This is a genomic window from Amycolatopsis sp. cg9, assembly GCF_041346945.1.
In the GTDB taxonomy this organism is placed as follows: Bacteria; Actinomycetota; Actinomycetes; order Mycobacteriales; family Pseudonocardiaceae; genus Amycolatopsis.
On record NZ_CP166850.1, the window covers coordinates 1,842,512 to 1,863,825 of the forward strand.

Consider the following 21,314-nt stretch of genomic DNA (forward strand, 5'->3'; position numbering starts at 1 on the left):
CCCGAACGACCAAGCACGAGCTCCTGAGGAGGAGTGTTGACTGCCGAGGCCCTGCCCGCCGAGCTGCGGCGTGCGATCGTCCAGATCGCCCGCACGCCGCGCCTGCTGGTCGCTTGCGACTACGACGGCACGCTGGCACCCATCACCCTCAACCCGGACGAGGCACGCCCGCTGCCCGAGTCCGTGGGCGCCCTCAGATCGCTCGCGGGGCTGCACGAGACCACCACCGCGGTCATCTCCGGCCGGGCGCTGCGCGACCTCGCCACGCTGTCGCGGCTGCCGTCCGAGGTGAACCTCGTCGGCAGCCACGGCTCGGAGTTCGACATCGGCTTCATCCACGCGCTCGACGAGCAGGCGCGTGAGCTGCACCGACGCCTCGAAGCCGAGCTCGAGCAGCTGGTGCTGGACGTCCCGGGCGTGTCGCTGGAGGTCAAGCCGGCGAGCATCGCGGTGCACGTGCGCCGCGCCGAGCACGAGGCCGGGCGCCGCGTGCTGGCCGCCGTCCACTCCGGACCGTCCAAGTGGGAAGGCGTCTCGACCACCGACGGCAAGGAGGTCGTCGAGCTCGCGGTCGTCCAGACGGACAAGGGCCGCGCGCTGGACATCCTGCGCCACCAGGTCGGCGCCACCGCGGCGATCTTCCTCGGCGACGACGTCACCGACGAGAAGGCCTTCGCCCGCCTCTCCGGCCCGGACCTGGGCATCAAGGTCGGCGACGGCGAGACCCTGGCCGGCTACCGCGTGCCCGACACCGTCGACGTCGCGCTGGTGCTCGGCTTCCTCCTGGAGGAGCGCCGGAACTGGCTGTACGGCGAGTCGGCCCCGCCGATCGAGCGGCTGTCGATGCTGGCCAACGAGCGGTCGGTCGCGCTGGTCACGCCGGACGCGAAGCTGACCTGGCTGTGCCACCCCGGCCCGGACGCGCCCGCCGTGTTCGCCGACCTGCTCGGCGGCGAAGGGGCCGGCCACTTCTCCATCAAGCCGCACCGCAACGGCCTCCCGCTCGGCCAGCGCTACCTGCCGAACACGATGACGGTCGAGACGCGCTGGTCGCGCCTGCTCGTCACCGACTACCTCGAGCCGGAGAGCCCGCAGCACCGCACGGACCTGGTCCGCGTGATCTCGGGCGAGGCGGTGGCGAGCGTCAAGTTCGCGCCGCGCCCCGAGTTCGGCGGCGTGCCGGTGAAGCTGGAGGTCACCGAGGGCGGCGTCCGGGTGCTCGGCACGTCGGAGCCGTTCGTGCTCTATTCGCCGGGCGTCGAGTGGACCATCACCTCCGACGGCCTGCACGACACCGCGACCGCGCTGGTGCAGCCGACGCCGACCCAGCCGGTCGTGCTGGAGCTGCGCTGCGGCACCACGGACCTCGGCCCGCACGAACTGTCCGAAGTGGAGCGACGCGACCGCGCCGGCCGCTACTGGAGCGAGTGGACGTCGAAGCTGCAGCTGCCGAAGGTGCAGACCGACCTGGTGCTGCGCTCGGCGCTGACGCTGCGCGGCCTGGTCAACACCGACACCGGCGGCGTGCTGGCGGCGGCGACGTCGTCGCTGCCGGAGGAGATCGGCGGCGTCCGCAACTGGGACTACCGCTACTGCTGGATCCGCGACGCGGCGATGACCGTGCGGGAGCTCGTGCACCTGGGCTCGATCGAGGAGGCCGAAGGCTACCTGCGCTGGCTGCACGGCGTGCTCGCGACGCTGGCCGGCCCGGAGCGGCTGCACCCGCTGTACACCTTGGCGGGCAGCGTGATCGGCGCCGAAGCGGTGATCGAATCGCTGCCCGGTTATGCCGGTTCTCGCCCGGTTCGCGTCGGCAACCTGGCGAACCACCAGGTCCAGCTGGACGTCTTCGGCCCGGTCGTCGAGCTGGTCGGCACCCTGGCCGCGGCGCGCGGTGACCTGCGCGACGAGGACTGGCAGCTGGTCCGCGCGATGGCGGAAGCCGTGACGCGGCGCTGGAACGAGCCGGACCACGGGATCTGGGAGGAGCGGCACGTGCCGCGCCACCGGGTCTACTCGAGGGTCATGTGCTGGGTGACGATCGACCGCGCGGTCAAGCTGGGCGAGCAGTACGGCCGGGGCGTCCCGGGCGCTTGGCCCGCCCTGCGCGACCAGATCAAGCAGGACGTCCTCGAACACGGCTGGAACGACGAGGTCCAGGCGTTCACCACGGCCTACGACGGCACGGACCTGGACGCGGCGTCGCTGTTCGTCGGGCTCACCGGGCTGATCGACCCGGCCGACGAGCGCTTCCAGCACACGGTGACCGCGATCGAGGCGGAGCTGCGCAGTGGGTCCACTGTGTACCGTTACCGCCGCGACGACGGTCTCCCGGGTGGCGAGGGCGGCTTCCACATCTGCGCGGCGTGGCTGATCGAGGCGTACCTGCTCACCGGGCGGCGCACCGAGGCCCAGGAGCTGTTCGACCAGATCGTCGCGGCGGCGGGCCCGACCGGCCTGCTGCCGGAGCAGTACGACCCGATCGCGGAGCGGTCCCTCGGCAACCACCCGCAGGCCTATTCCCACATCGGGCTCATCCGGTGCGCCAACTTGCTGGCGGCCAGTTAGCCCTTTCGGTCCGAATCTTCGTGAAGGCCACCTTGAGGAACCACAAGTTCCTTATGGTGGCCTTCACGGCGTTCGGAGGTGAGTGCGGTGCAAGGGACGTTCGGCCAGGTCGAGTTCGTGCCGCTGCCGCCCCGGTTCGCCGCCCGGGTGCGCTGGGGGTCGGTGGTCGTCGGCTGCTCGATGATCGCCGGGATGGTGCTCCTGTTCGGGCTCACGACGTTCCTGCAGGGCATCGTCCACGGCCACGCGTTCCCGGACACGCTGCTCGGCAAGGCCGCCGCGGTGCTGCCGCCGCTTGGCGTGCTGGCGATCGCGGTGCTGGTGCTGTCGTCCCGGCGCTGCCTGCGGGGTGACTACCTGGTCGTGGCGAGCGCCGCGTCGGCCCGCCACGCGCTGCTGTTCACGTACGTGCTGACGCTGGTGCTGATCCTCGGGTCCTTCGCGGTGCCGATCGTGTTCCGGGTGTGGCGCGACGCGCCGGATCTGCGGGCGCCGGACCTGCTCACGGTGTTCTCGACGCTGGCCTTCGCCACCACGGGTTTCCTGGCGGGCATGTTCTACGTGCGGCCGAGCATGCAGACGCTCAGGAAGTTCAGCGACCACCCCATCTGGTGAGTCCACAGTAGACACTCCTTCGGCGCACACCTCTGCACAGAGTTACAGAGATTTCTTTGCACAATTTCCTTTGCATGACTACCGTGGGGTCATGACCAGCGCTCCACCACCGGAAGAGCTCGACCCGGACGCCCTCAAGGCCGTCACGCACCCGCTGCGCCGCCGCATCCTCGGCGTGTTGTCGGCGGGCCCGGCCACGGCCACGAAACTCGCTCGGGCACTGGGCGAGAACACCGGCGCGACCAGCTACCACCTGCGGGAACTGGCCCGGTTCGGGTTCGTCGAAGACGCTCCGGAGCTCGCGCGGGGCAAGGAACGGTGGTGGCGGACGCGGCCGCGGGACATCCGGTGGCCGCGCCGCAGCGAGCAGAGCGCCGAAACCCGGGTGCTGTTCGACGACATGCAGCGCCAGGGGTTCGAGGAAGACCTCGAAAAGCTGAACCGGTTCGCGGAAACGCGAGAGGACCTGCCCGGCGACTGGCCGGACGCGCTGCTCTACGCGCGCGGCGGCACCTGGCTCACCGCCGAGGAGCTGCAGCGGTTCTGGAACGAGTACATGGAGCTGTTCCGCCGGTACTGGCGCGCCGAGGACGACCGGTCACCGGAAGCGCGGCGCGTGCTCGTGCGCCTGCTCGCGTTTCCGGAACCAGGGGAAAGACCATGACAGGGGATCTCGAATGCGAAGAGGGGCTCTACCACTGGCCGGGGTGATCCTGGCGATCACCGCGCTCGCGCCACCGGCTTCGGCCGCGGACGGCTCGGACGTGGTGTTCACGAACGGCGGGGTGACCTTGCACGGCACCGTCGTCGCACCGCCCGGCGGGTCGAAACTGCCGGGCCTGGTGATGGTCCACGGCTCGGGGGCGCACAGCCGGGAGGACTACCGCGATCAGGCGGAAGCCTTTGCGCGACAAGGCATCGCGACACTCATCTACGACAAGCGCACCGAGGGCTACTCGCAGTTCTCGCGTTCCTATTCCACGCTGGCGGACGACGCGCTCGCCGCCGTGGAAGCGCTGCGCAAGCGGCCGGACGTCGACCCGGCTCGGGTCGGCGTCTGGGGGCTGAGCGAAGGGGGCTGGGTGGCGCCGCTCGCCGCCTCGCGGTCGGCGGACGTCGCTTTCGTGGTGACACTGGGAGCGAACGGCGTCGAGCCGTCGCGGCAGCAGGCGTGGGCGATCGAGAACCAGTTGCGGCGCTTGGGGATGGACGGCTCGATGGTGCGGATGGCGTCGTCGACGATGATGCGCCAGCTCGTCGGCGGCGGCGTGTTCCCGGAGGCGCACTACGACCCGGTGCCGGTGCTGAAGAGCCTGCGCCAGCCGGTGCTCGGGCTGTGGGGCGCGAAGGACGCCCTGACGCCGCCGGGGGAAGCCGTCCGGATCTTCCGGGAATCGCTGGCCAGGTACACCCTGCGGGTGTTCCCGGACGCCCAGCACCAGCTGCGGCGCACGACCGACGGCTTCGACAAGCTGCCCGGCTACGCACCGGGCTACCTGGAGCTGGTGGGCACGTGGGTGCAGCACCCGCCCACGGCGTCGAGCGCCGACGCGCCACCGGCGCAGGACCGGCCGAGCGTCCGGATCACGCCGTTGAGCTGGTACGAGCCGGCCTGGCTCCAGCTCGCCGTGCTGGTGTTCCTGCTCGTGGCGTTCGCCTGGTACCCGCTCTTCCGGCGGGGCCCGGCGGCGAAACCGGCACGGTGGCTGTCGGCGACCGGGCTGCTCGCCGTGCTCGGCTTCCTGGCCGTCGACGTGCTGATCCAGGTCACCATGGGCAAGGGGCTGGGCCCGGTCGTCGCCGGCCGCCCGCTGCCGTGGCTGATCTTGCAGCTGCTTTCGCTGGGCGCGGTGGCCGCCGCCATCGGCACGGCGGTGGCGTGGCGGCGGCACCGGACCCCGCGGCTCGGCGTGCTGCTCGCCGGCGGCGTCGTGTTCGTCCCCTGGGCGGTGCATTGGGGACTGCTGGGGATCTAGGCGGAGTACCCCTTCGGCGGGATCAGCGTCGCGAGCTGGTCGAAGCTCAGCCAGTAGATCTGGTTCCCGCCGAAGCTCGCCGGGTCGGCGATCTTGACCGTCATGTCGGAGCTGTCGTAGCCGATCACGGTGAAGTAGTGGTAGATCGTGTAGTTCGGGTAGCCCGGCGGGTGGTTGTTAGCGGGGGCGACGATGTTCGCGACGATCGGGTAGCCGTTGTTTATGTCGAGCGTGATGTCCCGCCACAGCAGGTCGCGCTGGGCCTGCGTCGGCGGGTCGTTCGGCATCTCCTTCGTCTCGTACCAGGAGGTGCCGAGGTCGGCGTTGAGGACGCCGGTGACCTGCCCGATCCAGTCCGTGCCGTTGGTGGTCGTGCCGAGCTGGGCGGCGAGCGTCGCCTGGCTCGGCAGGTTGCCGGTGCGCGCGGACATGGCGATCCGGGTGGCGGCCGGGCCGCACCAGTAGCCGGTCTCCTGGACCTGGTACTGGATGTTCAGCACGGCTTCGGTGCTCGCTTCGGCGACCGCGGGCAGTGAGACGAGCCCCATCGCGGCGACGAGCGTGACGAACCCCAGGCGGAATCTGCGCATGACGTTCCTTCCCCAGTTTCAGCGTCGGTTGGCCAACGCCTTACCGATGGATGATCTCGGCAAGGTCCGACGTTTGTCCCTCACCCACCCCGAACGGATCACGACGAAGGTAGGTTCGCCCGTGAACGCTCGTGCGCGCTGCGGGCAACTGGGGGCATGCAGGTGATCCACGAGGGATCGGAGATCTGGGGGCACGACCGCCCTGACCTGGGCGGAGCCGAGCCCGGGCCGGCGTTCGGCCGGCTCTTCGACGCCCACGCCACGCAGCTGCGCCGCTACCTCGCCCGCCGGGTCGGGCCCGAACCGGCGAACGACCTCGTCGCCGAGACGTTCCTGGTGGCGTTGCGCCGGCGCGAGAGCTACCGGCCGGAGCTGGGCACGGCCCGGTCGTGGCTGTACGGCATCGCGACCAACCTGCTCCGCCACCACGTGCGGTCCGAGCTGCGCGGCCTGCAGGCCACGGCGCGGCTGGCCCGCACCGGCGAAACCAGCCACGCGGGCCACGACGGCCGCGTGGCCGAGCGCGTCGACGCCCAGGTCCGGGCGGCGCAGCTGGCCGGGGCACTGGCCCGGCTCAGCCCGGCCGACCGCGACACACTGCTGCTCGTGTCGTGGGCCGGGCTGGAACCGGCGGAGGTGGCCGAAGCCCTCGGCATCCCACCGGGTACGGTCCGCTCCCGGTTGCACCGGATCAGACGCTGGCTCAGGACGAACGCCCCGGCCCAAGAGGAGGTGCAGGACCTTGCGTGAAGACAACGTCCGGAAGATCTGGTCCGAAGCCGAACTCGACGCGGCTTTGGCCGATCTGCACGGCGACGTCGACGACGAGGACGGGCTGGCGTTCGCCCGCGCGTCCCTGATGGCGGCGGCCGACGGGCCCGAGGCCCCGGCCCCCCGCCGCACCGGCACCTGGCGCTGGCTCGCCGTGGCGGCGGCGGTCGTCACACTGGTGGGCGGCCTGGCGGTCCTGACGTCGCTGCGGCCGTCGGACCCGGAGCCGGCCCGCCCGGCGGCGACCCTCGCCGACCTGGACCGGCCGCTGGAGCCGGGCGAGTTCCGCTACGCGCAGAAGCTCAGCTGGGTCCCGGAAACGGCGAACGGGAAGCCGTTCCAGGTCCAGCGCAAGGTGGAGCTGTGGATCCCGGCGGACCCGAAGGGCCTGTGGCACCGGCGCACGTCATCGACGGGCGCGGTGCGGGAGCTCCGCCCCGGCGAGGCGGTGCGGATCGACCAGACGCCCACCGACGAATACGGCCCGGGCGGCCGGTTCCCCGGCGAGCCCGCCCGGCCCGGGACGACGATGCCGCACTGGAACACGCCGTTCCAGAACTGGCTGAGCCCCGACGCCGCGCTGGTCGCCTCCCTGGTCCCGGACCGGGCGACGCTGGCCAAGCGCCTGAGCTACGACACCATCGACACCACCGACGACGGCCGGATCCACACCGCCACGGAGTCGCTCACGATGGTGCGCATGGTGCTGGAGCTGGGCCTGGTCCCGAAGGACGTCCGCTTCGCCCTGCGCGAGGCCCTCACCGAGGTCAACGGGCTCTTCGAGACCCCGGGCCGAGCCCCGGACGGCCGCCCGGCCACGGTGATCGGCGCGAAGGACACGGGCCAGCACCTCTACCTCGACCAGATGACGGCACAGCTGGTGGCCTGGGACTTCCCCACGGGAACCCCGACGACGACGACCACCCGGCCGGACGGAACGCCGAACTCCGTGGAGGCCCCGGTGAGCAGTGCCCACCGCCCACCCAGCTCGGCGATCTCGGCCCCGCTGGCCACGACGATCCCCCTCGCACCCCCGACACCACAGTTCCAGGCGCCGGAGACGGTGTACTCGTACGCGATCACCCGCACATCGGGCTGAGCGGCGCTCCGGGTTCCGGGGGGCAGCGACCCGAGCCAATCGACACCGGCGACCGAGCCCAGCACCCGGGACTGGCAGCAGCCCAAGCCAGTCGACACCGGCGACCAAGCCCAGCACCCGGGACTGGCAGCAGCCCAAGCCAGTCGACACCGACGGCCGGCGGCCTCCGAGCCAAGCCAGCTCGGCGGCCGCGGCAACCCGAGCTCGGCGCCCGGGGCCGCGGCAACCCACGCCGAGCACCGCAAGCCCGGCAGCGGCCCAAACCGAGCACCGCGGTCAGCGGCACCCCGAAGTTCGGGGTGCGCCGAGCACCGGAGTCAGCGCGCGTGGCTGGCCGCGTTCAGCGCGTCCGCGACGTTCGCCACTTCCAGTACCCGGATGCCCGCCGGTGGCTTTCCCGAGTCCGGTGGGACCAGCGCGTGCGTGAAGCCCAGCCGGGCCGCTTCCGCGAGGCGGCGGCTCACGCTCGGCACGCGGCGGATCTCGCCCGCCAGTCCGACCTCACCCACCGACACCAGCCGTGGCGACAAAGCGACATCGCCGAACGAGGACGTCAGCGCCAGCACCACCGCCAGGTCGATGCCCGGCTCGGTGATCTTCATGCCGCCGACCGTGGCCGTGTACACGTCCTTGTCGCCCAGCTTCAGGCCGCCGCGCTTCTCCAGGACCGCGAGGACCATCGCCACCCGCGCCGAATCCAGGCCGCTGACCGCGCGCCTCGGCTGGGGCGCCGACGTCGACGACACCAGCGCCTGTACCTCGCCGAGCAGCGGCCGCTTGCCCTCCATCGACACCGTGATCGCCGTGCCCGCGACCGGCTCGGCCGTGTGGCTGAGGAACAGCCCCGACGGGTCCGGGACGCCGACGATGCCTTCTTCCTGCAGCTCGAAGCAGCCGATCTCGTCGGAGGCGCCGAAGCGGTTCTTGATGCCGCGGAGCATCCGCAGCGTCGAGTGCTTGTCGCCCTCGAACTGCAGCACCACGTCCACCAGGTGCTCCAGCACGCGCGGGCCGGCCACCGAACCGTCCTTCGTGACGTGCCCCACCAGCACCACCGGCAGCCCGCGCTCCTTGGCCAGCGCGACCAGCCCGGACGTCACCGCGCGGACCTGCGTCACACCCCCTGGCGAGCCGTCGACCTGCGGGGACGCCATCGTCTGCACCGAGTCGACGATCAGCACGCCCGGTTTGACGTCGTCGACGTGCCCGAGGATGGCCGAAAGGTCGCTTTCCGCGGCGAGGTACATCCGGTCGTGGACGTTGCCCGTCCGCTCGGCGCGCAGCCGGACCTGGCCCGCGGACTCCTCGCCCGTGACGTACAAGGACCGGTCGACCGTCTTCGCCCACTGGTACGCGACCTCGAGGAGCAGCGTCGACTTGCCGACACCCGGCTCACCCGCGAGCAGCACCACCGCGCCCGGCACCAGGCCGCCGCCGAGCACCCGGTCGAGCTCCGAGACGCCGGTCTTCCGGGCTCGCGCCGCTTCTACGTCGACTTCGCCGATCGGCCGCGCCGGAGCGCTGGGCGCCCCGGCCGCGACGCGCTGGATGGCCGGCCTGGCCGGCACCCCGCGCTCCTCGAACGAGCCCCATTCCTGGCACTCCGGACACCGGCCCAGCCACTTGGCCGCTTCGTACCCGCAGCTGCCGCAGCGGTAGGTGGTCCCTTTCTTCACCCCGCGAGGCTAGCGGCGACCACCGACAAAACCGGGGACCTACTCCTTGGCGTGCGCCGGCGCCGCCACCGGCAGCTCGACGGTGACCGGTCCGGCGTTCTTGAAGACGAACGTGACCTTGATGACCTGACCCGGCCACAGCGGCTGCTTCAGCGCGGGCAGCGTCACGGTCGCCTGGCCGACCTTCTCGGGCGCGGTCGGCGTCGCCGCCGGGCCGGAGGACGGGACCTCGGAGGTGGCCGTCGCGGTCAGGTTGCCCGGGCTGGCGGTCGCCGAGCTGCTGCCGGTCGGGGTCGACGACGTGGGCGCCCCCGAAGACGACGGCGCGGCCGGGGTCGAGGTCTGCACCTCGTTGGTGGATTCGACGGCGTCGTCCGGGCCGACCACGAGCGAGTGCGCCGCCACGACGTCCTTGGAGCCGCCGATGGTGGCCTGGGTGCCGTCCTCGGTCGTGACCGAGACGAGCGAGTCGTCCTGGGCGCCCTGGTTCACGATCGTCAGCGTCAGCGCCGGGGTCGCGCCCACCGGGTAACCGGGGCCGGACGTCGGGTACTGGACCGCGGCGTTGCGCAGGACAATGGTCTTGACCTGGGCGTACGTGCCGTTGACCGCGGGCTGCTGCGAGTCGGTCTGGGTGATCTGGCCGGCCCCGCACCCGGCGAGCACGAGCGCGGCACCGAGCGCCAGCACGCCCGCGCCGAGCACGCGACGATTCTGCAGCCTCACGTCGCAGTCCTTCCCTTTTCACGGCCTCGTCCCCGCGAAGACTAGCCGGGGTCGATCTCCGGCACCGAACCGGTCCGCGTTGCGCCCAAGATCAACCGTCCAAAATGGATTTCGCGGTACCCGCCGAAACGCTTCCCCGCTACCTGCGTGAGCACGGGGGTCCGACGTTTGTCAACCCCCGCTCAGGCCGCTGACCTGCGAGGACGAGTCCGGCCCGCTAGGTGGGCACTGGCGGCCCGTGCTAGGATGGAGTCAGCGAAAGGGGCAGAGGACACATGGTTTTCAAGGTCGGAGAGACCGTCGTCTACCCGCACCACGGTGCCGCACTCATCGAAGCCATCGAGACCCGCGTGATCAAGGGTGAGGAAAAGAAGTACCTCGTCCTCAAGGTCGCGCAAGGGGATCTCACGGTTCGCGTGCCCGCTGACAACGCCGAGATCGTAGGCGTGCGCGATGTCGTCGGGCAAGAAGGACTGGACAAGGTCTTCGACGTTCTGCGTGCTCCGCACACCGAGGAGCCAACCAACTGGTCTCGTCGGTACAAGGCCAACCTCGAGAAGCTCGCCTCCGGCGATGTGAACAAGGTGGCCGAAGTGGTGCGCGACCTCTGGCGGCGAGAGAAGGACCGCGGACTTTCAGCCGGCGAGAAGCGCATGCTGGCGAAGGCGCGGCAAATTCTGGTCAGCGAGCTCGCGCTCGCGGAGGGCACCGACGAGGACAAGGCTGAGGTCCTCCTCGACGAAGTTCTGGAAACCGCGACGGTCTGAGCCCAGGGCAGCCTGCTCGTGGCTGCCTCTACGATCGCGAACCGATGAACGTCGTCGTGATCGTGACCGTCGCACATCATGCCTCCGACTGGGAGCTCGCTCTCACGCCGGTCCATGGTGAGGCGCTACTCACGCACACCGTGCGGGGGCTGCTCGACGTACCGGAAATCTCTTCGGTGCTCGTGGCGGCCCCCCAGCGGTGTGCGAAGTCGTATTCCGAGGCCCTCGAGGGGCTTCCGTGCCGGGTCGTCCCCGGCTCGCTCCGGCAGGCCTTCGCCGTCGTCGAGCCCGAAGTTCCCCGTGACTCAGTTGTACTCCTCCACGACGCTCTGCGTGCCTTCATTCCTGCGCAAACCGTGCGTGACGTGATCGACACCGTCGGTGACGCGGAAGTCGTCGTTCCGGTGCTGCCGATGGCCGACACGGTGAAGGTGACCGACGACGCTTCGCTCATCGTCGGCACGGAGGACCGCACCCGCCTGCGCACGGCCCAGACACCGATCGGCTTCACCCTCGACGCGTTCCTCGCGGCCGGCTTCACGACGGCGGTCCCGGCGGGCGCGGCGACCGTGCCGGGCCACCCGGACGCGATGCGCGTCACGACCGATTTCGAACTTTCACTGGCCGAGGCGATCGCGGCGGCACCGAAGAACGAGGAGACGCTGTGAGGATCGGCAACGGGGTCGACGTCCACCCGATCGAACCGGGCCGCGAGTGCTGGATGGCGGGCCTGCTCTGGCCGGAAGCCGACGGCTGCGCCGGCCACTCGGACGGCGACGTCGCCTCCCACGCGCTGTGCGACGCCCTGCTCTCGGCGGCGGGCCTCGGCGACCTCGGCGCGGTGTTCGGCACCGGCGACCCGCGCATGGACGGCGCCCACGGCGCGGACATGCTCGCCGAGGTCAGGGCCCTGATCGAGGCGGCGGGCTGGCGCGTCGGCAACGCCACGGTCCAGATCGTCGGCAACGCGCCCCGGGTGGGCAAGCGGCGCGAAGAGGCCCAGGAGGTCCTGTCGGCGGCGGTGGGCGGCCCGGTGAGTGTGTCCGGCACCACATCGGACGGCCTGGGCCTGACGGGCCGCGGCGAAGGCATCGCGGCCTTCGCGACGGCGCTGCTGCTGGCGGCGGAGTAGCGCCCCAATGTGGCGTTGGTTGCGTCCAGCGCACCCAATGTGGCGTTCGGTGCGTCTGACGCACCGAACGCCACATTGGGGCGCTTGAAGCCGGGCCGGCCGGCCGCGGAATAGGGGCCCGTTCGCGCCGGTTCGGCGTGATATGTCCCTCACCCTCCCGGCCGCCGTCCGCGCGCTGATCGACGGGAAGAACTTCGCCACCGTCGCCACCCTCGACGCCGACGGCGGCCCGCAGACCTCCGTCGTCTGGGTCGGCCTCGACGACGGCGACCTCGTCTTCAGCGCGACCGAGGACCGGCGCAAGGTCCGCAACCTGCGGCGCGACCCCCGCCTCAGCGTTTCGATCACCGACGCCGAGAACCCGTACCGGCACACGCAGCTGCGCGGCACCGCCGAGATCACCCCCGACCCCGGCAAGGCGCTCCCCAAGGCGCTGAGCCACAAGTACCTCGGTCAGGACCCGCCGCCCGAAGGGCCCGAGGTCGAACGCGTCGTCGTGCGGCTGAAGGTCGAGAAGATCGCCGGGAACGTCAAATAGGGTCCAGACCATGGGTGTGACATTCAACGAGGCCACCAAGGCCCTGCTCGACGGCCGCAACTACCCGGTCGTGGCCACCACGAACGCCGACGGCTCGCCGCAGAGCTCCGTGGTCTGGGCGCGCCGCGACGGCGACACCGTGCTCTTCGTGACCGTCCGGGGGCGGCGCAAGGAGCGCAACATCCGCCGCGACCCGCGGGTGTCGCTCTCCGTCTTCGACCTGGCCGACCCGGAGAACTACGTCGAAATCCGCGGCCGCGCGGAGGTCACCGCCGAGGGCGGGCCCGAGCTGAACGACGAGCTGGCCCGCAAGTACACCGGCGGCGTCTTCCCGCCCGAGCCGCCGGAGGTGGTGCGCGTGCTCGTGCGCGTGGTGCCCGAACACATCACAGGGCATTCGGCCTGAGGATCCCGTTAGGCTGAAACCATGACGATCAGGGCGGTGTTGTTCGACTTCTCCGGCACCTTGTTCCGCCTGGAACAGGACGAGACCTGGCTCGCCGACCTCACCGACCACACCGGCTCGCCGCTCGACATCGAGGCGCAGACCGAGCTGATGCGCCGGATGACCGCCCCGGTCGGCCAGGTCGTCGAGCTGGACGCCGAGCACCAGCACGCCTGGCAGCACCGCGACCGCGACCCCGCGCTGCACCGGAAGGTGTACCTCGAGGTGCTCGGCAAGTCGGGCGTCCCGCAGCGCGACGAGGCCGTCGCGCTGTACGAGCGGCTCATCGATCCCAGCCAGTGGACGCCGTACCCGGACACCGAAGCCGCGCTGAAGGCCGCGTCCGAGCGGGGGCTCAAGGTGGGTGTGCTCAGCAACATCGCCTTCGACATCCGGCCCGCGTTCACCGCCCGCGGGTGGGACGCCTACGTCGACGAATTCGTGCTGTCCTTCGAGGTCGGCGCGGTCAAGCCGGAGCTGGAGATCTTCCGCAAGGCGGTCGGAGGCCTCGGCGTGCCGGCCACCGAGACGCTGATGGTCGGCGACAGCGAGGAGGCCGACGGCGGCGCCCGCGCGCTGGGCTGCGAGTTCGCGCTGGTCGACCCGCTGCCGACCGCCGAACGGCCGGATGCCCTGCTCACGGCGTTGCGCGGCTTCGGCATCGCTTGAGGGCCTGCGACGGGGCTCACGCCGACCCCGTACCCTTCCAGGGTGGCCCTACACCTTTTCGACACAGCGACCCGGAGCGTGCGGGAGTTCCACCCCGTCCGTAGCGGAGCGGCGTCGATCTACGTGTGTGGTGCCACCGTGCAGGGCGTGCCGCACATCGGGCACATCCGCGGCGCGCTGAACTACGACGTCCTGCGCCGCTGGCTCATCCACAGTGGACTGGACGTGCTGCTGGTCCGGAACGTCACCGACATCGACGACAAGATCCTGACCAAGGCCGCCGACGCGGACCGGCCCTGGTGGGAGTGGGCGGCGACGCACGAGCGCGCCTTCGAACAGGCCTACGACCAGCTCGGCTGCCTGCCGCCGTCGATCAACCCGCGCGCGACCGGGCACATCACCCAGATGGTCGAGCTGATGCAGCGCCTGATCGACCAGGGGCACGCGTACGCGACCGAGGGCGACGTCTACTTCTCGGTGAAGTCGTTCGACCACTACGGCGAGCTGTCGCGCCAGGGCCTCGACGACGTCCAGCAGGGCGAGACGCCGACCCGCGGCAAGCAGGACCCGCGCGACTTCACGCTGTGGAAGAGCGCGAAGCCGGGTGAGCCGTCGTGGCCGACGCCGTGGGGCGACGGCCGGCCGGGCTGGCACCTGGAGTGCTCGGCGATGGCCACGGCGTACCTCGGCGCGGAGTTCGACATCCACGGCGGCGGGATCGACCTGATCTTCCCGCACCACGAGAACGAGCGCGCCCAGTCGAACGCCGCCGGCGACCCGTTCGCCCGCTACTGGCTGCACAACGCCTGGGTGACGATGTCCGGCGAGAAGATGTCGAAGTCCCTGGGCAACACCGTGACGATCCCCGCGATGCTGGAGCGCTACCGGGCGGTCGAGCTGCGGTACTACCTGGTGCAGCCGCACTACCGGTCCAACATCGAGTACTCCGAGGCCGCGGTCTCCGAGGCCGCGCAGGGCTACCGGCGGATCGAGACGTTCCTGCGCCGCGCGGCCGGGTCCGGCGAGGTCACCATCGGCACGCTCCCGGCTGAGTTCGCGAACGCGCTCGACGACGACATGGCCACCCCGCAGGCGTTCGCCGTGGTGCACAACACGGTGCGCGACGGTAACGCCGCTCTCGACGCGGGCGACACACCGAAGGCACTCGAACTCGCCGCGGCCGTCCGCGCGATGACCGACGTGCTCGGCCTCGACCCGCTGTCCGCGCGCTGGTCCGAGGCGGGCGGTTCCGACACGCCCACCAAGGAGGCGCTGGGCTTCCTCGTCGAAGGGCTGCTGGCCGAGCGCCAGCAGGCCAGGGCCGAGAAGGACTTCGCCCGCGCGGACGCCGCCCGTGACCGCCTCCAGCAGGCGGGCATCGTGGTGGAGGACACCCCCAACGGTCCGCAGTGGACAGTCAAGTCCGACTGAGCAACGCAAGGAAACTTTCACCATGGCAGGCAATTCGCGGCGCCAGGGCGCGATCCGCAAGACGGGCACCAAGAAGGGTGCCGTCGTCGGTTCGGGCGGGCAGCGCCGCAAGGCACTCGAAGGCAAGGGCCCGACCCCGAAGGCGGAGGACCGCCCCGGGCACAAGGCCTACCGCCAGGCGAACGCCCAGACGAAGCGCGACCAGGCCCGGCAGAAGAAGGCCGACAAGCCGGAGCTGATCGCCGGGCGCAACCCGGTGGTCGAGGCGCTGCGCGCGGGCGTCCCCGCGACCGCGCTGTACGTCGCGCTGAACATCGAGATCGACGACCGCGTGAACGACGCCGTCCGGCTGGCCGGCGACAAGGGCATCTCGATCCTGGAGATCCCGCGCGAGGAGCTGGACCGCAAGACGAACCGGGCCGTGCACCAGGGCCTGGGCCTGCAGGTCCCGCCGTTCGAGTACGCCCACCCGGACGAGCTGATGGCGGCGGCCCGCAACTCGGGCGAGGTGCCCCTGTTCGTCGCGCTCGACGGCGTCACCGACCCCCGCAACCTGGGCGCGGTGATCCGCTCGGCGGCCGCGTTCGGCGCCCACGGCGTGCTGCTCCCGGAGCGGCGCAGCGCGGGCATGACGGCGGTGGCGTGGCGGACGAGCGCCGGCACGGCGGCGAAGCTCCCGATCGCGGTGGCGACCAACCTGACGCGGCAGCTCAAGTCGTGGGCGAACGAGGGCCTGATGCTCGTCGGCCTGGACGCGGACGGCTCGGTCGACATCGACGAGCTCGAGCTGGCGGCGGACCCGCTGGTCATCGTGCTGGGCTCGGAGGGCCGCGGCCTGTCCCGCCTGGTCCGGGAGACGTGCGACGCGACGGTGTCGATCCCGATGGCGGCGGGCGTGGAGTCGCTGAACGCCTCGGTGGCGGCCGGCGTGCTGCTCGCCGAGGTGGCGCGACGCCGCCGTGTCGCCGGTCGGGTCTGACACCACCACCCGGTCGGGTTAAGGTCACCGTCGGATAAAACCGAGGGGACCCGATGTCGTTCGTATCGCCACTTTTCCTGTGGTACTTCATGCCGACGGTGCTCATCGCCGTCCTGGTGTGCCCGCGGAGCTGGCGCAACGGCATCATCGCGGTCGGCAGCCTGCTGTTCTACACGATCGGCGCCGGCGGCTTCGTGTTCCTGCTGCTGGGCTGCATGGTCGTGAACTTCATGGCCGGCCCGCTGCTGGCCCCGAGCCCGTGGGACGTCCACGGCGTCCGGCGGCGCCGCATCCTGATCGCGGTGGTGTCGCTGGACGTCGCGGTGCTGCTGGTCTGGAAGTACGCGGGCTTCGCGACCCAGCAGATCGCGGCGGTCGCGCACTGGTTCGGCGGCAGCGTGCCGGTCGCGAGCCTGGTCGTCCCGATCGGCATCTCGTTCTACACGTTCCACCACATCTCGTACGTGGTCGACATCTACCGCGGCGAGCGGCCGGCGCTGCGCAACCCGGTGTCGTTCGCCGCGTACATCGCGATGTTCCCGCAGCTGGTGGCGGGCCCGATCGTCCGGTACCGGGAGATCGCCGACCAGCTCCCCCAGCCCAGGTCCCACCGCCTGGACGACGTCGCGGCGGGCTTCCCCCGCTTCGCGCTGGGGCTGTGCAAGAAGACGATCATCGCGGATTCGCTGAGCCCGCTGGTCGAGGCGTGCTTCAAGGTCCCCCCGGACCAGATGACGTTCGCCACGGCGTGGCTCGGCGCGATCGGCTACACCCTCCAGCTGTTCTTCGACTTCTCGGGCTACTCGGACATGGCGATCGGCCTCGGCCGCATGCTGGGCTTCCGGCTCCCGGAGAACTTCGCGAGGCCGTATTCGTCGGTGACGATCACGGAGTTCTGGCGCCGCTGGCACATGAGCCTGAGCCGCTGGTTCCGCGACTACGTGTACATCCCCCTGGGCGGCAACCGGAACGGCGCGGCCCAGACGTACCGCAACCTCTGCATCGTGTTCGTCCTGACGGGCTTCTGGCACGGAGCTCAGTGGACGTTCCTGGTGTGGGGTTGCTACCACGGCGCCCTGCTGGTGATCGAGCGCCGCTTCGGCCTCGACCTGGACCCGGCGGTCCCGTGGAAACGCCACTTGCGCCGAGCCCTGACGATGCTGCTGGTGGTCTTCGGCTGGGTGTTCTTCCGCTCGGCCGACCTGGGCCACGCGTTGTCGATGATCGGCCACATGCTGATCCCCGACTTCGAGGGTCTCGGAGCGGGGGTGGAGCAGGCGTTCACGAACCAGCGCCTGGTCCTGCTGCTGGCGGCCCTGGCGGTGTTCTTGCTGCCGGCCCACCCGGTGACGGGCCCCCTGCTGGAGTCGTCCCGCAGCCGCCCGGCAACGGCACTGCGCATCGGCGTGATGACGGTCGGCCTGCTGTACGCGGCGATCCTGATCGCGACGGGCACGTTCAGCCCGTTCCTGTACTACCAGTTCTGACGCGCGCAGACAGGAAGACCAGTGACTGACGTGTGGACGGTCGAGATGTCCCCTGAACTCGCCAAGCTGATCCGCAGCTGGCGCGTCGACGAGGAGCAGAGCTGGCGAGACATCGCCGCCCGCATAACCCGCCACCTCGGTCTGGCACCAAGCGACAACCAGCTCGCCGGTCGCGCCTTGTGCTCCAGAGCAGCGGAGCTGCTCAACGAGGAACCCTGGAACTGACACGAGTTCAGCTCCAACCCGACCCTCGGCCACACCCCACCCACCGACCCGATACGAAGCCACCTCGACGATCGGCGACCGGGTCGATGGGACAATCCACCCCATGACCGACCCCGTCGACCTGGCCAAGGTGCCCGGCGTGATCCCGTACGTCGACAACCACACCGGCCCCCGCCGCCTCCTGACGCTGGAGATCCCCCACCTGGGCCACACGGTCCGCGCGTACGCCCCGATCGCCAGCATCGACGGCAGGCAGTACATCGTCTCCTGGGGCTCGGTCACGTTCGAGATCCCGGCGGACCGCAACGTCCACGTGAGCGCCCACCTCCACACGAACAGCGGCCACGAGCACACGATCACGCCGTTCGCCTCGATGGTCCTGGTCCCGCACCCGGCCCCGATCAGGCTGAAGGCCCAGTTCGTCCCCACCCACGGCCCCGAAGGCACCCTCATCCCGGTGGGCTGAACCTGTTGGTCAGCGCCGCAGGAGGATGACGAGCACCACCGCGACGACCGAGAGGTTCAGGGCGACCAGAGCTATCAGAAGCCGTAGTTCCAGCGTTGCCCGCTGCCAAACCGGCGTCTGGCGGGTTTGCGGCAACACCGGCTGGGTGAGCCGAACCGTGGCGTCCACGTCGCCGAACGGCAGGCCCCAGCTGGCAAGCGCCGTCCGCACGAGCCTGCGGCCGATGGCCGTGGCCTTCTGCAGCGTCTCCACGACTTCCACCGCCGTTTTGAGCGCCTGGTAAGCCGCTACGACGGCAACCAGGATCTCGAAACTGCCTGTCGTGCGGAACCGAACACCGGAGACCTTGAACCCCGGCCCCATGATGTCGGCCATCACTCCGCTGAGCTCGGCTGCCAAACTCGTCGCGACTACGCGAAGACTGCCCTCCGAGGTGAGCCGCACAAAGTCGCCCTCCGAAATATCTTCTTTGATCCGGACGGGCTTGAGCAGGACCAACTTCTTCACGTCGACGGCGAAGTCCGTCTCGACGTGGAAGGTCAGTACAGCCACCTCGATGTGCTCCGGTTCAGGCATCCCGATCGCCACCTCACGGCACGTCGCCCGCCTGCGGCGAGCTTGCTCGGCGCGCACTGAAGAGTCGCAGGCCGCCTCAGCGCGTTACCCGGCCCAGCCGCGAGATCGGGACGTGAAAGCCTGAAGCCCGTGCTGACCACGCGGTACCTGTTCCTCACCCGGCACGGCGAAGCAACCCCGACCGGCGAGCTCACCGAAGCCGGGCAACGCCAGGCCGTCCTCCTCGGACGCCGGCTCCGGGACGTTCCCGTCACCGCGGTCCACCACGGTCCCCTCCCGCGTGCCGCGCACACCGCCGAACTGATCGCCGCGCAGCTCCCCGGTGTCCCCGTCCACGTCGACGAGGCCGCCGGTGACTTCGTTCCCCACGTGCCCAAGCGGGAGGAGCTCCCCGAGACCGCCGCGGGCGTCCTCTTGGCCTTCGCCCGCAGTCTCCCGGCCGCCGACGAAGAGCTCGCCGCCGAGGCCGAACGGCGGTTCAGCGGGCCCGTGCCCGGCACCGAGCCGCGGTACGAAGTTCTCGTCACGCACAACTTCCTCGCCGGCTGGCTCGTTCGCGCGTCGCAGGACGCGCCGCCGTGGCGGTGGCTCGCGCTCAACCATGCCAACGCCGCGCTCACCGTCATCCGGTACTCGCCCGCCCGCCCTGCCGCGCTGTTGACCTACAACGACCAGAGCCACCTGCCCGCCGAACTGTGCTGGACCGGGTTCCCGCCCGACTTCTACGTTCCGTAGCCACCGAACGCGGAGGGTGTCCGCGGTCAAAAACACCTCTCGCCCGAATGGCCGTACCTGTCACGATGGCCGGATGAGTCCCGTTCCGTCGCCCACCTCCGATCGGCTCAGCGACTACCTCGTCGCCGACGCCGTCGTCGATCACCGGCACCCGCTGATCCGCGCGCGCGTCGACGCTTTGCGGGCCACGAACCAAGATCCGGTCGAGGCCGCGTTCCGGTTCGTGCGGGACGACGTCGAACACGTCATCGACGCGCGCGATCCGCGGGTCACCTGGCGCGCGTCGGACGTGCTCCGCGAGCGCGTCGGGATCTGCTACGCGAAAGCCCACCTGCTCGCCGCTTTGCTGCGGGCGCAAGGGATTCCGGCCGGTTTCTGCTACCAGGAGCTCTCCGCGCTGCACGGGCTGAATGCCGTGTACCTGCACGGCAAGTGGTCGCGCCTCGACGCGCGCGGCAACCGCACGGGCGCTCGCGGGGAGTTTTCGCTCGACGAGGAGAAACTGGCCTGGCCGGTCGACTCCGCGCGCGGCGAACGCGATCACCCGGAGATCCACCCGGCCCCCGCACCGGTCGTCGTGGATTTCCTGATGACCGCCCGACCCGGCCCCGGCTGGTACGAAAACGGCCTCCCGGCCACGCTCTGACCCTGCTTTCCCGGCGTTTTCGGGAAACCAGGAGATCTGGTTAATTATTGCCGAGAGTGACGTTCGGCGGCCCGCGCTGTCCCCCGAACTTCTTATTTCGCACGCCCCCTCAGGCGCGTAAAGTGACTCCGCGCACTCGAACAGACACTATTTGCATTCGTCCGTTCGAGTGGTTCGAGGGAGGTGAAGCAAGTGGCCGCGGATGGCGGACCCCGCCGCCGCACCCCACTGCAGGAGATCTTCTGGACCAGGACGAGCTTGCTCCTCACCGTGCTCGTCGTCGTCGCCGGCCTCAGCCTGTGGCTCGCCGGCCTGATGGACCCCGGCACCGGGAAGAACCTGGTGACGTCGCTGGGCACCGGCACCCTGATCTCCGCGATCGTGGGGTTCGGCACCACGCTGATCACCGCCAGCGCTTCGCAGAAAGCACTGGTGACCCCGGTGATCGAAGAGAGCAGGCGCGCGCTGGAAGACCTCAGCGCCGAATACCGCGCGCTGAACAAGGAGTTCTTCCCCACCGACGTGTTCGAGGCGACCACCGACCCCGACCCGGCGTTCAACCGCGGGCTGATGGCCGACCTCGACCACACCCGGCAGTACTTCTTCCGCGGCTTCTCCGGGCGGCACGCCGCCGCCCGCCTGTTGCTCTCCCGCACCGAACGCGAGCTGCGCGCCGTCATCGCCGACCCGCGCGACGCGACCTCGATCAGCGGGCGCGCCCGCTACCTGTTGCGCCGCGAGGCCGGCGATGTCGACTACGAACAGATCCAGACCCGGCTCGACGAAGAGATCCGGATCGGGCTCGTCGGCCTCTTCCTGGCGCGCAGCCGCTGCGCGTCGGTCGACATCACCGTGGTCGCCGACCCGCCGCTGGACCGGCTCGAGATGTTCGACGACAGCGTGTGGGTGTCGCTCTACAGCGACGTCCGCGGCGCCACGAAGTTGTACCCGCGGTCCCTGCGGTTCACCGAGGGTTCCTTCCTCTACAACATGGAGCGCGCCGAATTCGTGCGCGTCTCGCAGTCCCGGACCGGCCGCCACTTCCGCATCACGTCCGCGACGACGCGGACGGATTTCCTGGCGCTGTTCGAAAAGATCACCGGATCCCCGTTGTCCGAGGAGCAGTTCCGCGAGCTGGAAGCCAAGTTCCACGCCTTCCGCGCGGAGTTCTCCGAAGTCGCCGAGCTAGGGAGCTGA

General features: G+C 70.5%; 24 protein-coding genes. 20 read left to right on the forward strand and 4 right to left on the reverse strand.

The genetic code is table 11. The features are described from left to right. Nucleotides 1-36: 36 nt before the first annotated feature. From otsB to AB5J73_RS08445, 4 genes are all read left to right on the forward strand, one after another. Nucleotides 37-2,568: a trehalose-phosphatase gene (gene otsB, locus AB5J73_RS08430; RefSeq protein ID WP_370969147.1), complete on the forward strand. Its 2,532-nt coding sequence runs from the start codon at nt 37-39 to the stop codon at nt 2,566-2,568. 87 nt (nt 2,569-2,655) lie between these two features. Next, nucleotides 2,656-3,183 (forward strand): hypothetical protein, encoded by a 528-nt coding sequence (locus AB5J73_RS08435; protein WP_370969148.1) that lies wholly within the window; start codon nt 2,656-2,658, stop codon nt 3,181-3,183. 91 nt (nt 3,184-3,274) lie between these two features. After that, entirely contained in the window at nt 3,275-3,847 is a 573-nt protein-coding gene (locus tag AB5J73_RS08440) for an ArsR/SmtB family transcription factor (RefSeq protein ID WP_370969149.1), read from the forward strand. Nucleotides 3,848-3,890: 43 nt separating this feature from the next. Further along, nucleotides 3,891-5,159: an alpha/beta hydrolase family protein gene (locus AB5J73_RS08445; protein ID WP_370973003.1), complete on the forward strand. Its 1,269-nt coding sequence runs from the start codon at nt 3,891-3,893 to the stop codon at nt 5,157-5,159. Here the strand turns inward: AB5J73_RS08445 and AB5J73_RS08450 are convergent. Next, the gene (locus AB5J73_RS08450; RefSeq protein ID WP_370969150.1) at nt 5,156-5,749 is read right to left on the reverse strand and encodes a C39 family peptidase; all 594 of its coding nucleotides are present in this window, start codon (nt 5,747-5,749) and stop codon (nt 5,156-5,158) included. The genes AB5J73_RS08445 and AB5J73_RS08450 overlap by 4 nt on opposite strands. Before the next feature lie 156 nt (nt 5,750-5,905). On the opposite strand from AB5J73_RS08450, the gene AB5J73_RS08455 reads away from it, so the two are divergent. Together AB5J73_RS08455 and AB5J73_RS08460 are read left to right on the forward strand one after the other, a co-directional pair. After that, complete coding sequence (locus tag AB5J73_RS08455; RefSeq protein WP_370969151.1) at nt 5,906-6,499, forward strand: RNA polymerase sigma factor; 594 nt, start codon at nt 5,906-5,908, stop codon at nt 6,497-6,499. Further along, nucleotides 6,492-7,619, forward strand: coding sequence for a hypothetical protein (locus tag AB5J73_RS08460; protein WP_370969152.1), 1,128 nt, complete (start codon nt 6,492-6,494; stop codon nt 7,617-7,619). The genes AB5J73_RS08455 and AB5J73_RS08460 overlap by 8 nt, the downstream gene beginning before the upstream one ends. Before the next feature lie 317 nt (nt 7,620-7,936). On the opposite strand, the gene radA is transcribed toward AB5J73_RS08460, so the two are convergent. Both radA and AB5J73_RS08470 read right to left on the reverse strand, forming a co-directional pair. Continuing rightward, nucleotides 7,937-9,295: a DNA repair protein RadA gene (radA, locus tag AB5J73_RS08465; RefSeq protein ID WP_370969153.1), complete on the reverse strand. Its 1,359-nt coding sequence runs from the start codon at nt 9,293-9,295 to the stop codon at nt 7,937-7,939. Nucleotides 9,296-9,334: 39 nt separating this feature from the next. Next, on the reverse strand, nt 9,335-10,021 hold the full coding sequence (locus AB5J73_RS08470) for a hypothetical protein (protein ID WP_370969154.1): 687 nt from the start codon (nt 10,019-10,021) through the stop codon (nt 9,335-9,337). Between the two features lie 275 nt (nt 10,022-10,296). On the opposite strand from AB5J73_RS08470, the gene AB5J73_RS08475 reads away from it, so the two are divergent. The 11 genes from AB5J73_RS08475 (at nt 10,297) to AB5J73_RS08525 (ending at nt 18,160) form a co-directional block, all read left to right on the forward strand. Then, nucleotides 10,297-10,788, forward strand: coding sequence for a CarD family transcriptional regulator (locus AB5J73_RS08475; protein ID WP_004559016.1), 492 nt, complete (start codon nt 10,297-10,299; stop codon nt 10,786-10,788). Between the two features lie 44 nt (nt 10,789-10,832). Beyond that, nucleotides 10,833-11,456, forward strand: a complete 624-nt coding sequence (locus AB5J73_RS08480) for a 2-C-methyl-D-erythritol 4-phosphate cytidylyltransferase (RefSeq protein ID WP_370969155.1) — start codon at nt 10,833-10,835, stop codon at nt 11,454-11,456. Next, the gene (ispF, locus tag AB5J73_RS08485; RefSeq protein WP_370969156.1) at nt 11,453-11,920 is read left to right on the forward strand and encodes a 2-C-methyl-D-erythritol 2,4-cyclodiphosphate synthase; all 468 of its coding nucleotides are present in this window, start codon (nt 11,453-11,455) and stop codon (nt 11,918-11,920) included. Before AB5J73_RS08480 ends, ispF begins: the two co-directional genes overlap by 4 nt. A gap of 142 nt (nt 11,921-12,062) precedes the next feature. After that, nucleotides 12,063-12,458 carry a PPOX class F420-dependent oxidoreductase gene (locus tag AB5J73_RS08490; RefSeq protein WP_370969157.1) on the forward strand — a complete coding sequence of 132 codons (396 nt, stop codon included), beginning with the start codon at nt 12,063-12,065 and terminating at the stop codon, nt 12,456-12,458. Nucleotides 12,459-12,468: 10 nt separating this feature from the next. Continuing rightward, the gene (locus AB5J73_RS08495) at nt 12,469-12,864 is read left to right on the forward strand and encodes a PPOX class F420-dependent oxidoreductase (protein WP_370969158.1); all 396 of its coding nucleotides are present in this window, start codon (nt 12,469-12,471) and stop codon (nt 12,862-12,864) included. A gap of 21 nt (nt 12,865-12,885) precedes the next feature. Further along, nucleotides 12,886-13,572: an HAD family hydrolase gene (locus AB5J73_RS08500; RefSeq protein WP_370969159.1), complete on the forward strand. Its 687-nt coding sequence runs from the start codon at nt 12,886-12,888 to the stop codon at nt 13,570-13,572. A 42-nt stretch (nt 13,573-13,614) separates the two neighbouring features. Continuing rightward, nucleotides 13,615-15,003 (forward strand): cysteine--tRNA ligase, encoded by a 1,389-nt coding sequence (cysS, locus tag AB5J73_RS08505; protein ID WP_370969160.1) that lies wholly within the window; start codon nt 13,615-13,617, stop codon nt 15,001-15,003. A gap of 22 nt (nt 15,004-15,025) precedes the next feature. Continuing rightward, nucleotides 15,026-15,982: a 23S rRNA (guanosine(2251)-2'-O)-methyltransferase RlmB gene (gene rlmB, locus AB5J73_RS08510; RefSeq protein ID WP_370969161.1), complete on the forward strand. Its 957-nt coding sequence runs from the start codon at nt 15,026-15,028 to the stop codon at nt 15,980-15,982. 53 nt (nt 15,983-16,035) lie between these two features. Then, nucleotides 16,036-17,469 carry an MBOAT family protein gene (locus AB5J73_RS08515; protein WP_370969162.1) on the forward strand — a complete coding sequence of 478 codons (1,434 nt, stop codon included), beginning with the start codon at nt 16,036-16,038 and terminating at the stop codon, nt 17,467-17,469. A 21-nt stretch (nt 17,470-17,490) separates the two neighbouring features. Then, nucleotides 17,491-17,694 carry a hypothetical protein gene (locus tag AB5J73_RS08520; RefSeq protein ID WP_370969163.1) on the forward strand — a complete coding sequence of 68 codons (204 nt, stop codon included), beginning with the start codon at nt 17,491-17,493 and terminating at the stop codon, nt 17,692-17,694. A 103-nt stretch (nt 17,695-17,797) separates the two neighbouring features. Continuing rightward, nucleotides 17,798-18,160, forward strand: a complete 363-nt coding sequence (locus tag AB5J73_RS08525) for a hypothetical protein (protein WP_370969164.1) — start codon at nt 17,798-17,800, stop codon at nt 18,158-18,160. Between the two features lie 9 nt (nt 18,161-18,169). On the opposite strand, the gene AB5J73_RS08530 is transcribed toward AB5J73_RS08525, so the two are convergent. Beyond that, nucleotides 18,170-18,736 (reverse strand): hypothetical protein, encoded by a 567-nt coding sequence (locus AB5J73_RS08530; protein WP_370969165.1) that lies wholly within the window; start codon nt 18,734-18,736, stop codon nt 18,170-18,172. A gap of 129 nt (nt 18,737-18,865) precedes the next feature. Between AB5J73_RS08530 and AB5J73_RS08535 the strand changes: the two genes are divergently transcribed. The 3 genes from AB5J73_RS08535 to AB5J73_RS08545 all read left to right on the forward strand — a co-directional run bounded on the left by AB5J73_RS08535 (nt 18,866) and on the right by AB5J73_RS08545 (nt 21,314). Continuing rightward, complete coding sequence (locus AB5J73_RS08535) at nt 18,866-19,471, forward strand: histidine phosphatase family protein (RefSeq protein ID WP_370969166.1); 606 nt, start codon at nt 18,866-18,868, stop codon at nt 19,469-19,471. 73 nt (nt 19,472-19,544) lie between these two features. After that, on the forward strand, nt 19,545-20,117 hold the full coding sequence (locus tag AB5J73_RS08540; RefSeq protein WP_370969167.1) for a transglutaminase domain-containing protein: 573 nt from the start codon (nt 19,545-19,547) through the stop codon (nt 20,115-20,117). A gap of 183 nt (nt 20,118-20,300) precedes the next feature. Then, nucleotides 20,301-21,314, forward strand: coding sequence for a hypothetical protein (locus AB5J73_RS08545; RefSeq protein WP_370969168.1), 1,014 nt, complete (start codon nt 20,301-20,303; stop codon nt 21,312-21,314).